Raw genomic sequence first — 13,447 nt, forward strand, 5'->3', positions numbered from 1 at the left:
TTATTATTTTTTTAATTGTCGCTGCCATTTATAAATCAAGTTCATTGTATCCATCGGCGTCTGGCTCATAAGATCCAATTCATGAATAGCGCGCAGTACTTTCTCTGCTTTAGAGTCTACAACCTCTGGTTCTTTAAATAAAGATAATTGCCCATCTGGCTCAACTTCAGGTAATGGCTGCTGTGTTTCTTGAATTGCTGCCGGTTGTTCCCGTGGTGTTTGACTCGTTGAGTTTGGTGTTTTGATCTTTGGCGTAGCAGCTGGCTTACTAGGTGTATTTGCCTTAGAACCAGCTTCCAAGTGCTGTAAAATGCCATCGGCACGTTTCAATAAGCTATCCGGTAGACCGGCTAACTTAGCGACATGAATTCCGTAAGATTTATCGGCTGGGCCAGGCAAAACTTTATGCATAAAAATCAACTTGCCATTTTCCTCAGTCGCGCCAACATGGATGTTTTTTAGTTTGGCTAATGTATCACTGAGCTGTGTTAGTTCATGATAATGAGTGGAAAAAAGTGTTTTAGCGTGGATATGATCATGGATATACTCAATAATGGCCTGGGCTAAAGCCATACCATCATAAGTTGCAGTTCCTCGGCCCAGTTCATCAAATAAAACTAAACTGCGATTGCTGGCATGAGCCAGGGCATAATTGGCTTCGATCATTTCCACCATAAACGTACTTTTACCTGAAATTAAATCATCACCAGCACCTATACGGGTAAAGATTTGATCAAATATCGGTAACTCACAAGTATCGGCCGGTACAAAAGAACCAATTTGAGCCATGACCACGGTTAAAGCCAATTGACGCATATAAGTGCTTTTACCTGACATGTTGGGACCCGTGATCAATAACACATCTGTCGTTTGATCCATGGTTACGTCATTGGCAATATACTGTTGGGGCCCCAACACTTTTTCGACCACGGGGTGACGGCCATTTTCAATATGAATGCCCTTTTGATGGCTGACAAATTTCGGCTGGATATAGTGCTGCTCTTCGGCAATTACCGAAAAGCCCTGCAAAACATCAATTTCAGAGATAATTGCTGCCAAGTGCTGCAGCCTTTGAATCTGCTGCTTGATTTTCTCGCGGATTTCCGTAAACAGTTCATATTCCAAAGCAGTTGATTTTTCTTGAGCCTCTAAGATCAATTGCTCTTTTTCTTTTAACTCCGGCGTAATGTAGCGCTCAGCATTGGTCAAGGTTTGTTTGCGTTCAAAACGGTCTTTAGGTACTAACTTAAGATTGCTGTTGGTTACCTCAATATAGTAGCCAAAAACCTTGTTAAATCCGATTTTTAGATTATGGATACCTGTTATCTTACGTTCCTGGGCTTCTAGATTCAAAATCCATTGTTTGCTGTTATTCATTGCATCACGATATTGATCTAACTGTTCATTATAACCGGCTTTGATGACGCCGCCATCGGTTACAGAGATCGGTGCATCGTCCATGATTGCTCGATCAATCAAATCATAAACTTCAGGGACCTCATCCAGTTCAGGTAACAATGCACGTAGGCTTTTTGTATCCATCTGCTGTAAAACATTTTTAATAACTGGCACTTGTGCTAAAGAGCCCTTCAATTGCAGTAAGTCACGGCCATTAACACTGCCAAAAGCAACCCGGCCAGCTAACCGCTCTAAATCATAAACCTTTGTCAAAGCTTCTTGTAACGTACTGCGTTCAAAAAAATGAGCCATAAAATCAGCCACTCGGGTCTGTCTAGCTTCGATTTCTCGACGCGTGATCAGTGGCCGATCCAGCCACTGCTTCAATAACCGGCCACCCATCGCAGTCTTGGTTTTATCTAACAGCCACAATAAGGTCCCTTGCCGTTCACCTGTTCGCATTGATCGGGTCAATTCTAAAGTTTCTTTAACTTGATGATCCATCCGTAAAAATTGATCGGCTTCATATTGGACTGCGACCTGTAAATGTGCTAGGGCACGCTTTTGCGTTGATACTAAATAAAGTACCAAAGTCTTGAGCACCGCTCGCGTAATCGGCTCGTCAATGCCTTGGCTGACAAAACTAACTTCTGCCGTCGGCTTTTGATCGGCTTGGACAGAAACTAAAATATCCAACTGATCTAATTGCTGGCGGTACTGCTGTGGTAAATCCTCGGGTACCACAACTTCTTTGGTCTGCAAACTTAACATTTCACTGGTAACGGCCTCAAACTCACTAAATTGAGTGACAAAAATTTCACCAGTCGCTAAATCGGCATAGGCAAAACCAAACTGCTGTTGATCCACATAAAGGGCAGTTAAATAATTATTTTCCTTTGCTTGTCCAGGCTTATCCTCCATGACAGTACCTGGTGTGACCAGTTGAATCACCGCCCGTTTAACCATACCAACTGCTTTACGCGGATCTTCCATTTGTTCACAAATCGCAACTTTATAGCCTTTATCCACCAAAATATCCACATAGTTCTGCGCGGCATGATGTGGCACACCACACATTGGAATTGGATCATCTGCGCTCTTATTTCTAGCAGTGAGTGTTAATTCTAATAATTGCGAGCCTTTGATGGCGTCATCATAAAACAATTCATAAAAATCACCGATTCGGTAGAATAAAAAGGCATCAGGATATTGATCCTTGATGGCCTGGTATTGCTTCATCATTGGCGTATCTTGTGTCTTCTGTGGCATAAAAATCTCCTTATCTATTGATCTTTATCTGCCAAAATTTTGTCTAATTGTGCTTGAAAATAATGCGTCATATATTCTAAAAGTTCATTGGCTTCATATAAACTCTGGCGGTATGCAATGGTCAGCGGATCAGTTTCAATTGCTTTTTCTAAATGATCGGCTTTGGTTTTAGCCGCCAAAGCAGCCTTGTTTTTTTGAATGCGCTGATAGGCCACGATTTCTTTTTGTGCCCGTTCTAGTTGCTGCTGCTGCTTTTGTAGCGGCCGATTGTGTTTAACTTGCGCTTCGATCTGTTGGTACGTTTGAATCGTTGGGACAGCTGCTATCGCTTCAGTAACAGCCGTCAATGCTTGCCGGATGTCAGCTGGCAACGCCGCTAATTGTTGGTCGAGTTGTTTATCTGCCACAACTTACATCTCCATTAAAGGATGATCTGGGTCGATCCGAATCAACTGGATCTTCTTAGCTTTACCGCTAGTCGCATCTAAATCTATATAACAAGCCCCTAATTGACCAGGACCACTTTCAATTGGTTCAAACCGTGATGGCAAGTTGGTCAAAAAAGAATGTAAGACTGGTTCTGGCTTAACGCCTAAAATACCATTGTAACTGCCAACCATACCTACATCGGACAAATAAGCCGTCCCCTTTGCCAAAATACGGGCGTCATTGGTCTGAACATGTGTGTGGGTGCCTATCACCGCGGCTACACGACCATCTACATAATGGGCAAAGGCTAATTTTTCACTAGTTGCTTCCCCATGAAAATCTACGAAACAAAGATCCGTTTCAGTTTTAATTTTTGTTAATAAAATATCTATTTTTTGAAAGGGGTCATCAATATTATCTAAAAAAACGCGGCCCTGCAAATTAACTACCGCTAACTTAACACCATTCACATTGATCATGGTATAGCCGGCACCAGGTACTTGTGGTGGAAAGTTTGCTGGGCGAATCAACTTGGAAGTACCGCCGATAAAATCGACAGTCTCGCGCTTACGAAATGCATGGTTGCCCAAAGTAACCACATCAGCCCCAGCCAGTAATAAAGCTTTGTATAACCTTTCAGTGATACCTTTGCCATCAGCAATATTTTCACCATTGATAATCGTAACTTGGGGTTTTAACTGATGCTTTAATGCAGGCATATACTTTTGAACTAACGTTAATCCTAATTGCCCAACCACGTCCCCAACAAATAAAATGCGCAATCAACAACGCTCCCTTTTTAAACTTAGTGTCATTTTACCAATATTTACGTCAAAATAACAGCATACTAGTAATTTTGAACTATCTTAAAACAATATCGCCGCCACTTAAAGACCCCCAGAAATTAACACATTAGGCTAATCTCTAGGGGCTTCTGGTTTTAAATTAACTATACAATTACAGGTTAATGACGAACGTATTTGGTTGTAACGTGTCTCATACGCTTATTTAGCTAAATGGTACGTATAGTTGGCAACCACAATGTTTTCCTTATTTGCAAAAGCTTGGCGCAAACGTAAGGCTGTTTGATTATGCAAAGCTTGCTGCCAGTGCTTTTTAGGCACAAATTGAGGGATCAGTACAGTCGTAGAATAGTTTCGCCGTAAAGCATTACGACTAATCACTGAGGTAAAGCGCACTAATGGCTTAGCAATGGAACGATAGTTAGAGTGTACGTCCACGAAACGTACCTCAGGAAAATCTTTCTTGAATTGTGCTTGAATCTCTTTTTCCTTCTCAGGATTTTCATCCATGGAAACGTGGACAGCGATCACGTAATCACCTAATGACTCTGCATAACTTAAAGCTGCTTTCGTTACTTGGGTGACATTACTGATCAAAACGATAATCGTGGCACCATCATAATGGTGTAGCTCAGCATCAGTCGCCTCTAGCCGCAACTGCTCAGCAACTTGGGCATAATGCCCATGAATTTTGTAAAAGAGTGCGACTAATAAAGGCATGATCACGAAAAACGGCCAAATATCACGAATTCGATAGATGAATAAAATCAGCAGGATTGCAAATGAAATCAAGGCTCCAGTGAAATTAGCAGCAGATTTGCCAAGCCACCCTTTAGGCCGTTGCCGCCACCATTTTACGATCATCCCTGTCTGGGAAAGTGTGAACGGAATGAACACGCCCACGGCATATAATGGAATCAGGTTAGCCGTGACACCATTGAAGAGAACGATCAACACACCAGACCCGATTGCTAATGTCAAAATACCATTAGAATAGCCTAACCGATCGCCACGATCCATATAGTTATGCGGTAAAAACTTATCTTTTGCTAAATTGTAAGCTAGGACTGGGAAGGCTGAAAAACCAGTGTTAGCAGCAACTGCCAAAATGAATGCTGTTGCAAACTGGACAATATAAAATAGGAATCCATGACCAAATGTAGTACTAGCGACCTGAGAAAGCACGGTTACTTTCTCCTGCGGCACGATCCCATAATAATAGTTCAAGTAAGTGATGCCAGCAAAGAAAGCCCCTAAAATCAAAGCCATAATTGCCAATGTCTCAGCTGCATGTTTTGCCCGCGGTTTTTTGAAGAACGGCACTGCATTACTAATAGCCTCAACACCAGTCAGCGACGAAGATCCGGAACTAAAGGCGCGGAAAATCAAGGCCATTGAAATACCTGGTACCACGCCACCAATATGTTGTGCGGCTTTAAACGGAATTGCGCCTGTAAAAATCTTATAGAGCCCCACAATGATCATTAATGTGATGACAGCAACGAATAAATAAACGGGCACCATCAAAAATGAAGCCGATTCGCGCATGCCCCGTAGATTCATAAGCATCAATATAATAATGATCACTAAAGAAATTGCGACTTGATGACCATATAACCCTGGAATTGCCGATGTGATTGCCTCCGCACCGGCAGACACACTAACAGAAACCGTCAGCATGTAATCGATCAATAAGGACCCGCCAGCAGCTAAGCCAGCATTACGCCCTAAATTATCACTCGAAACTTTATAGGCACCGCCACCGCCAGGATAAGCGTGAATGATCTGCCGATAGGATAAAGTCAGTGACAGTAATAATACCAGCACAAAAATAGCGATTGGAATGGAGTACCAAATCGCAGCAATAGACAACTGTGCTAGCACTAAAACAATTTGCTCAGTCCCATATGCGACTGAGGACAGTGCATCTGAACTGAGCATGGCTAGTGCTTTTAATTTTCCGAGTTTTTGTCCGCCTTCTTCTGAGGACTTTAACGGACGTCCAATGAATATCCGCTTAAGTTGTTGCATATTCTTTCCCCTTAAGTTGTTTCAATTTTTTTCATTATACGAATCTATTGTAGTCTACAACATTCAAAAAAGAAAAGCTATGCAAAATTCGGATTATTTACGTTTTTGCTGAATGATCACGACATCATGATACTGTAATTTACGTTTTGCTCGAGCTTCAACCTTGGCTTTGGCTGCTGGATCGACCGTTAATTCAGTTCGAGAAACTTCTGGAAAAAGCTTATCAATTGTAAAATCAATTTCTTCAGATTTGATTTTACGTTTATCAGCCATCATGATCACGTCGACTTCACTAAAAGCATCAATATAATAAATATGAACAGCATCTAACGTATAAGTCTTGAAAAATTTAATCGCTGTTTTGCCGTAAAGATAATTGATCGTGCGTGGAATCATTTTATGCAAGCTGGCGTTTAAACGGACTGGGGTTTCAATCAAATGCATGGTCATCACTCCATTTTCTAATAGTTTATATAATAATTATATATAAAAAACAGTATCAAACCAAATAATTTGTCTGGTTTGATACTGCTCATTTAATTAAAAATTCAATTTTTTTAAAACCACTAAGATTTAATTAGCTTACATCATGCCGCCCATGCCGCCAGTTGGATCAGCTGGTGCAGCTGGTGCAGGGTTCTTTTCAGGAATATCACTAACAACAGCTTCGGTTGTCAAGATCAATGAAGCAACGGAAGCAGCGTTTTGTAAGGCTGAACGTGTCACTTTAGTTGGGTCAATGATCCCAGCATCGATCATATTGTCCCACTTGTCAGTGGCCGCATTATAACCAATTTCTGGTTTTTCATCTTTAAGATGTTCAACAATGACAGAGCCTTCTTTACCAGCATTGTAGGCGATTTGACGTACTGGTTCTTCTAATGCCCGTAAAACAATATTGATCCCGGTTTGAACGTCACCTTCATCAGACAATGCAGCAACAGCTGGAATAGCGTTCATCAATGCTGTACCACCACCAGCGACGTAACCTTCTTCAACGGCTGCGCGTGTGGCATTTAAGGCATCTTCGATCCGATATTTACGTTCTTTTAATTCAGTTTCAGTTGCAGCACCAACATTGATGACAGCAACACCGCCAGCTAACTTAGCCAAGCGTTCTTGTAATTTTTCACGATCAAAATCAGAAGTTGTTTCAGCAATTTGTTTCTTGATCATGTCCACACGTTCTTGGATGTCGTTCTTAGAACCAGCACCTTCAACAATTGTGGTATCATCTTTAGTAACTGTTACCTTACCAGCAGTCCCTAATTGATCAATCGTTGTATCTTTCAAATCTAAACCAAGATCTGAAGTGATCACAGTCCCACCAGTTAAAATAGCGATATCTTCAAGTTGAGCTTTACGGCGGTCACCAAAACCAGGTGCCTTAACTGCAACAACATTGAATGTCCCACGGATCTTGTTCAAAACTAAAGTTGGTAAAGCTTCCCCTTCAACATCATCGGCAATGATCAATAATGACTTACCTTGTTGAACGATTTCTTGCAATAATGGTAAAATTTCTTGGATGTTAGAAATCTTTTTATCTGTGATCAAAATGTAAGGATTATCTAAATCAGCTTCCATCTTGTCATTATCAGTAACCATATATTGTGACAAGTAACCACGATCGAATTGCATACCTTCAACAACGTTTAATTCGGTATCAATACCTTTAGATTCTTCAATCGTGATGACGCCATCATGACCAACTTTTTCCATAGCATCAGCAATTAATTTACCGACTTCTTCATTGCTGGAAGAAACAGAAGCAACTTGGGCAATCTGATCTTTAGTTTCAACTTTATGCGAGTTTTTACGTAAAGCTTCAACGGCAGCTTTAGTTGCTTTTTCAATCCCAGAACGGATACCAACTGGGTTAGCACCGGCAGTGACATTCTTCAAACCTTCACGAACGATTGCTTGTGTTAAAACCGTTGCTGTTGTTGTACCATCACCTGCGATATCGTTAGTCTTGGAAGCAACTTCAGAAACTAATTTAGCACCCATGTTTTCATAATGATCTTCTAATTCAATATCTTTTGCAATTGTAACCCCATCATTGGTAATTTCAGGAGCACCATAAGATTTTTCAAGAACGACATTGCGACCTTTAGGGCCTAATGTTGTTTTAACGGTATCAGCTAATTTATCAACACCACGTAGCATTGCAGAACGTGCGTCTTCAGAAAACTTAATATCTTTTGCCATTTTTACTACCACCTCAGTTATTTTATTTTTTTAGTTATTCAACAACGGCCATGATATCTTTTTCATGTAATACAAGATAATCTTCGCCTTCATATTTAACTTCAGATCCGGCATATTTGTCGAACATGACAACTTGTCCATTTTTAACAGACAAAGGGACACGTTTTCCGTCTTCTGCTAAAGTACCTTCACTGACGGCAACAATTTCACCAGTTTGTGGTTTTTCTTTGGCATTATTCGCTAAAACGATGCCACCGACAGTTTCTTCTTCTTGTTCTTGAACTTTAACGATCACACGGTCACCTAATGGTTTTAACACAAAAAATCCCTCCAATAAATCAGTTATATTTAAGATTTAGCACTCTCGATGGACAAGTGCTAACCACAAGAAATATAATATACATGTTCGCTGCTTATTGCAAGTTTTTTAAACATATTTTTGAAAAAACAAAGGAGTATTTATTTTGAAAGCTCGAAATACCACTGCTTTAACCTTATTACTTTATTTGATCTTAATGATCATGCCCTCTTTTTTTCTAAAGTTCCTCCCAGCTAAAAATGGGTATTTTCTAGTAATGACATTATGGTACCTACTAGGCATGTTGTTGTTACTATGGCTCAATACCAAAATTGCACCTAACAATGTGATTGAAAATGCAAACCCCTTTACCACCAAACCTAAAGTCATTATCTGGGGCCTGATAGGCGGCGTACTAGCCATCTTTTTACAACTAGGCGCTAGCACTTTGGAAAGACTACTTTTTCACATCCCCACTGCTTCACAAAATACCGCGACTTTATTAGCAACGATGACAACGTATCCTTACTACGTCATCAGCGTGCTTTTATTTTTACCAATCATTGAGGAGCTTGTTTACCGCAAAACAATTTTTGGCCGTTTGGTACCTTTCACCGGTAAAATTGGTGCCGCAATTATATCATCATTGGTTTTTGCCTTTGCCCACCAAGATGGTCACATTTTACTTTATAGTACTATTGGTCTTTTCTTCTGCTTCTTATATAATTATACGGGTAGGATCTGGACAACAATGTTGGCTCATATGTTGATGAATAGTCTTGTATTCATCTTTAGTGTTCAAAGCTGGCATTGATCGTTGATATCAGCCGTAAAAGTTAATTAACGATAGATTCTTAGGCTGTATAAAAGCCGGTCAATCATTTGCGAGCGCTAAAATTTTGGGTACAAAAAAAGTCCAAAAACAAAATGTTGCTTTTGTTTCAGACTTCTCATGTTCTGTATTGGCTAATTATCAAATTTTAAAGTAACATCTTCACCACCGGGCTTGTCACCTTTTTCGTAGTGATCTAAGAAGTAAATCAAGGTTTGCAGTTCATTAGCCAGATCCACGTTTTGTACACGGACATGATCAGGCACCGAAAGTCGTAACGGCGTAAAATTCAAAATACCGCGAACACCGGCTTCAACTAGTTGGTTTGTCACATCTTGAGCAGCTGGATTAGGGACAGTTAAAATAGCAATATCGATCTGCTGATCCTTTAATTGTTCAACCAATTCAACCATTGGATAAATTGGGACACCACTTTGAATGGTACCTGTAATTGCTTCATTATTGTCAAAAGCTGCACTAATACGGATGCTATTCGTTTGTCTAAAGTTATAGTTTAATAAGGCATGGCCTAAATTGCCGACTCCGACCAGCGCGACGTTTGTTAGCCGATCTTGGTTTAAAATCTTTTTGAAAAAATTCAATAAGTCATTAACGTCGTACCCGTAACCGCGTTTGCCTAATGCCCCGAAATATGAGAAGTCACGTCTGATTGTCGCAGAATCAACTTTTACGGCCTCAGATAATTCGGTAGATGAAACTTTTTTCTTGTCAGCATCGTTTAAAAAGTTCAGATAGCGATAGTAAAGTGGCAATCTTTTGGCAGTTGCCTTGGGAATTTTAATTTCTGCCATTATGTGTCCCCTTTCAAGTTTTCATAGATTGTGAAATTACATCCTGAACAAGTAATCAACTCGTATGTATATTACTTGATTTAATAGTAAAAATCAAACAAATTATCCGCCGAACAAACTATTTAATTGTGAAAAGTCAAGGCTAACGCCTATGCCTATCCGTTTTCATACTTATTTTTTTTAAGTCCATTTTTTATAGAAAGGTGCCTCATTTTGATATTATTACAAGCACAAAAAGTTGCCCGGGAATTTTCCGGCGATTATATCTTTAAAAATCTCTCTTTAGAAATTCAAACTGGTGATCGGACCGCTTTAGTTGGACCTAATGGTGCCGGTAAATCAACTCTACTTAAAATTCTTGCAGGTATAAATGCCCCCGACGAGGGTCAAGTAACAACGCCCAAAGATATGACTATGGGCTATTTAGCACAAGATACGGGTTTAGATTCAGACAAAACAATTTATGAAGAAATGTTAACCGTCTTTGCACCCTTACAAAAGATGGAACAACAAATGCATGACCTAGAAACACAAATGGCCAATGATGCCCATAATACGGCATTGCTAAAACAATATGATAATCTACAACACCGGTTTGCTGAACAAAATGGATACGGTTATCAAGCCGAAATTCGTGGTGTTTTACACGGATTCCAGTTTCCTGAAGCGGTACAATCCAAACCAATCAATACCTTATCTGGTGGTGAAAAGTCACGCTTAGCACTGGCCAAATTGTTATTGGAAAAACGCGACTTACTGATCCTTGACGAACCCACCAACCACTTAGATATTGAAACTTTGACTTGGCTGGAAAATTATTTATCTGGTTATCCCGGTGCCCTTTTGGTAGTCTCTCATGACCGTTACTTCTTAGACCACGTGGTACGTGATGTTTATGAAATACATAGTGACCGCTTAGACCATTACAAAGGTAATTATTCTAAATTTTTAGAAGAGAAGCAAAAACATCTGGAACTCGAATGGAAAGCCTATGAAAAGCAACAAGCTGAAATTAAGAAAATGCAAGATTTCGTGGATAAAAATATTGTCCGTGCATCTACAACTAAGCAAGCCCAAAGCCGCCGCAAACAATTAGAAAAATTAGATCGTATTCAAAAGCCAACTAACGATGATCAAACGATTCATTTTCACTTTGAAGCTGAGACTAAGAGTGGTAATGACGTCCTGCGCGTCAAAAATGCAGCGATTGGCTATGAGCCAGACAAAATCATGGCTGAACCTGTTAATTTGTCAGTGGATCGTCGGCACGTTCACGCTATCATTGGTACCAATGGTGTTGGTAAATCTACTTTACTACGGAGCATTATTGGTCAAATTCCATTGATCAAAGGTGAGATCCAATTAGGTACTGGCGTCTCTATTGGCTATTACGACCAGGAACAGCGTAATCTGCATCCTAGTAAAACCGTCCTTGATGAAATCTGGGACGAACACCCGACAATGCCAGAAAAAGATGTCCGTACAATACTCGGCAGTTTTTTATTTACCGGCGATGATGTGGCTAAAGTTGTAGCCCAGCTATCTGGTGGTGAAAAAGCCCGGCTATTATTAACCAAATTAGCGCTAGAACATGATAACTTCCTGATCATGGACGAACCGACAAACCACTTGGATATTGATAGCAAAGAAGTCCTGCAACAAGCACTAGAAAACTTTAATGGGACTGTGCTATTTGTTTCACATGACCGCTACTTTATCAATCGCTTAGCTACCGAAATTACCGAGATTACACCCGAAGGCAGCGCACTTTATTTAGGCAACTATGATTACTACCTAGAGAAAAAAGCTGAAATTGAAGCCATGAAAGCCGAGGATAACCCAACAACCCCAACCGACACCTCAGGAAACACTCAAGCGCAAACGGCTTACAAGGAAAGCAAAACTGAACAACGCGCGCGCCGCAAATTAGAACGCGAAGTGGCCACACTTGAAACCCAAATTGATGATTTAACTGCTCAAAGTCAAGATATTCAAACGCAGATGGCAGCTCCAGAAATCGCAACCAGCTATTCTAAAATGCAGGCACTTCAAGAACAACTGGATGCCATTGAACAAAAACTAGCCCCTTTAGAAGAAGCTTGGACTGAAAAAAGCATGCTTCTGGAAGATGGTGGTCAAGACTAACTGGTCCACTTTTGGAACACGTTTAAAATTGAATTGTTCGTAAACACATAGTGGCTGAAAACAAAACGTTAGTTTTGTCTCAGCTACTTTTTTTAAAATAAGAAAAAGCACTTTTCTTGCTCAGAAACAAACTTGATGAAATAATTTGAATTGTATTAACGATATTTTTTTAAAACAACTACTTCAAACGAGCGTTCAAAGTAAAACAGTGGTACCTAAAGAAAGGTCTGTTTCCAAATGAGACATCGCAAAAAAATGCATACACTAGAACAAAACGCAAATGTCTACTACCACTGGCTACCACTTTCAGGCTTATTTGCAACAATTGCCATGATCATTATGGTGCGCCTTGTTAATGGCGGGATTGATGTCCTTGGCTATTTGTATTGTGCAATGCCACTTATAGTGTATACATTAATGTCGATCGTTTACCAATTAATTCACAGCAAAAAACATTAACTTAGGATACATTTAAATTCTAGACACGATTAACCTTGGGCATAGACACACGTGTAAAGTAATGAGGCTGACAACAAAATCCAACTTATGATTTTATCTGAACACCTAATAACTGAACAAATTGAGTTGCCTGAAAGGGACTGATTTTTAGACCGGCGATCAACTTAGGATCTACACGCAGACCTGAAATTTCACTACTAGAAAGATTGACATCTTTTAGAATCGTATCTGAAAAGTCACTGGCCATCAATTCACAATTTTTAAACTGCAACAACTTTTTAATTTGAACCGCTTGGAAAAAAGCTTCTGACAGCCTAACGTTATCAAAAACAACTTTCGTCAGACGACTATCACTGAAATTCACATAATCGCCTTTGGACGCTTCAATATGACAGTCTTGCCACCGACTTTGTTCAAATTGAGTGCCCACTAATTGGCAATGTTGGAAATTACAACGGTATATTGCACTTTGATCGAAATTTTTATTTGCAAAATCGATATCTACAAAATGACAGTCTAACCATTCGGTATCGGTGAAATCAGTTTGCTCAAAATGACAATGCTCAAAGGTAAGGTCACTGAAGTGTGTTTTTCGATTACTGGTTATGAATTGACAATTGATATACGATTCCTCCGCAATTACTTGATCTAAAGCTAGTTGTTGGTTTTCTATCATACAGATTCTCCTTTTTAACTTCAATATATGACTCACCCAACAGCATACAAAAATGACTGGCATCAGGCATATCCACCTTACCAG

The 13,447-nt window shown here is 39.9% G+C and carries 12 protein-coding genes; 3 read left to right on the top strand and 9 right to left on the bottom strand.

Annotated elements, in window-relative coordinates; translation table 11 throughout:
• Nucleotides 1-3: 3 nt before the first annotated feature.
• The 7 genes from mutS to groES form a co-directional block, all read right to left on the bottom strand.
• Complete coding sequence (gene mutS, locus ACNAN0_RS08870; RefSeq protein WP_416353113.1) at nucleotides 4-2,667, bottom strand: DNA mismatch repair protein MutS; 2,664 nt, start codon at nucleotides 2,665-2,667, stop codon at nucleotides 4-6.
• Between the two features lie 14 nt (nucleotides 2,668-2,681).
• The gene (locus ACNAN0_RS08875; protein ID WP_416353114.1) at nucleotides 2,682-3,074 is read right to left on the bottom strand and encodes a YlbF family regulator; all 393 of its coding nucleotides are present in this window, start codon (nucleotides 3,072-3,074) and stop codon (nucleotides 2,682-2,684) included.
• A 3-nt stretch (nucleotides 3,075-3,077) separates the two neighbouring features.
• Nucleotides 3,078-3,878, bottom strand: a complete 801-nt coding sequence (locus ACNAN0_RS08880) for a TIGR00282 family metallophosphoesterase (protein WP_416353115.1) — start codon at nucleotides 3,876-3,878, stop codon at nucleotides 3,078-3,080.
• A 222-nt stretch (nucleotides 3,879-4,100) separates the two neighbouring features.
• Entirely contained in the window at nucleotides 4,101-5,930 is a 1,830-nt protein-coding gene (locus ACNAN0_RS08885; protein WP_416353116.1) for an amino acid permease, read from the bottom strand.
• Nucleotides 5,931-6,023: 93 nt separating this feature from the next.
• The gene (locus ACNAN0_RS08890; RefSeq protein WP_230913975.1) at nucleotides 6,024-6,374 is read right to left on the bottom strand and encodes a DUF1827 family protein; all 351 of its coding nucleotides are present in this window, start codon (nucleotides 6,372-6,374) and stop codon (nucleotides 6,024-6,026) included.
• A gap of 138 nt (nucleotides 6,375-6,512) precedes the next feature.
• Nucleotides 6,513-8,141: a chaperonin GroEL gene (gene groL / locus ACNAN0_RS08895; RefSeq protein WP_230913974.1), complete on the bottom strand. Its 1,629-nt coding sequence runs from the start codon at nucleotides 8,139-8,141 to the stop codon at nucleotides 6,513-6,515.
• A 34-nt stretch (nucleotides 8,142-8,175) separates the two neighbouring features.
• Nucleotides 8,176-8,460, bottom strand: coding sequence for a co-chaperone GroES (gene groES, locus ACNAN0_RS08900; RefSeq protein WP_230913973.1), 285 nt, complete (start codon nucleotides 8,458-8,460; stop codon nucleotides 8,176-8,178).
• A 145-nt stretch (nucleotides 8,461-8,605) separates the two neighbouring features.
• On the opposite strand from groES, the gene ACNAN0_RS08905 reads away from it, so the two are divergent.
• Nucleotides 8,606-9,253: a CPBP family intramembrane glutamic endopeptidase gene (locus tag ACNAN0_RS08905; RefSeq protein WP_230913972.1), complete on the top strand. Its 648-nt coding sequence runs from the start codon at nucleotides 8,606-8,608 to the stop codon at nucleotides 9,251-9,253.
• A gap of 152 nt (nucleotides 9,254-9,405) precedes the next feature.
• Here ACNAN0_RS08905 and ACNAN0_RS08910 read toward each other — a convergent pair whose 3' ends face one another.
• A complete protein-coding gene (locus ACNAN0_RS08910; RefSeq protein ID WP_230913971.1) occupies nucleotides 9,406-10,083 on the bottom strand; it encodes a redox-sensing transcriptional repressor Rex in 678 nt (225 codons plus the stop codon).
• A 213-nt stretch (nucleotides 10,084-10,296) separates the two neighbouring features.
• Between ACNAN0_RS08910 and ACNAN0_RS08915 the strand changes: the two genes are divergently transcribed.
• Nucleotides 10,297-12,228 carry an ABC-F family ATP-binding cassette domain-containing protein gene (locus tag ACNAN0_RS08915; RefSeq protein WP_416353117.1) on the top strand — a complete coding sequence of 644 codons (1,932 nt, stop codon included), beginning with the start codon at nucleotides 10,297-10,299 and terminating at the stop codon, nucleotides 12,226-12,228.
• Nucleotides 12,229-12,465: 237 nt separating this feature from the next.
• On the top strand, nucleotides 12,466-12,687 hold the full coding sequence (locus ACNAN0_RS08920; RefSeq protein ID WP_416353118.1) for a hypothetical protein: 222 nt from the start codon (nucleotides 12,466-12,468) through the stop codon (nucleotides 12,685-12,687).
• 85 nt (nucleotides 12,688-12,772) lie between these two features.
• Here ACNAN0_RS08920 and ACNAN0_RS08925 read toward each other — a convergent pair whose 3' ends face one another.
• Nucleotides 12,773-13,363 carry a pentapeptide repeat-containing protein gene (locus tag ACNAN0_RS08925; RefSeq protein ID WP_416353119.1) on the bottom strand — a complete coding sequence of 197 codons (591 nt, stop codon included), beginning with the start codon at nucleotides 13,361-13,363 and terminating at the stop codon, nucleotides 12,773-12,775.
• Nucleotides 13,364-13,447 lie beyond the last annotated feature (84 nt).

Origin of the sequence: Agrilactobacillus fermenti (assembly GCF_047943045.1) — a bacterium.
Classification (GTDB): Bacteria; Bacillota; Bacilli; order Lactobacillales; family Lactobacillaceae; genus Agrilactobacillus; species Agrilactobacillus fermenti.

Bases quoted from the DNA above. Each gene is read 5' to 3' on its own strand.
- mutS (WP_416353113.1), bottom strand. From the start codon at position 2,667: ATGCCACAGAAGACACAAGATACGCCAATGATGAAGCAATACCAGGCC.
- ACNAN0_RS08885 (WP_416353116.1), bottom strand. From the start codon at position 5,930: ATGCAACAACTTAAGCGGATATTCATTGGACGTCCGTTAAAGTCCTCA.
- ACNAN0_RS08890 (WP_230913975.1), bottom strand. From the start codon at position 6,374: ATGCATTTGATTGAAACCCCAGTCCGTTTAAACGCCAGCTTGCATAAA.
- groL (WP_230913974.1), bottom strand. From the start codon at position 8,141: ATGGCAAAAGATATTAAGTTTTCTGAAGACGCACGTTCTGCAATGCTA.
- ACNAN0_RS08910 (WP_230913971.1), bottom strand. From the start codon at position 10,083: ATGGCAGAAATTAAAATTCCCAAGGCAACTGCCAAAAGATTGCCACTT.
- ACNAN0_RS08920 (WP_416353118.1), top strand. From the start codon at position 12,466: ATGAGACATCGCAAAAAAATGCATACACTAGAACAAAACGCAAATGTC.
- ACNAN0_RS08925 (WP_416353119.1), bottom strand. From the start codon at position 13,363: ATGATAGAAAACCAACAACTAGCTTTAGATCAAGTAATTGCGGAGGAA.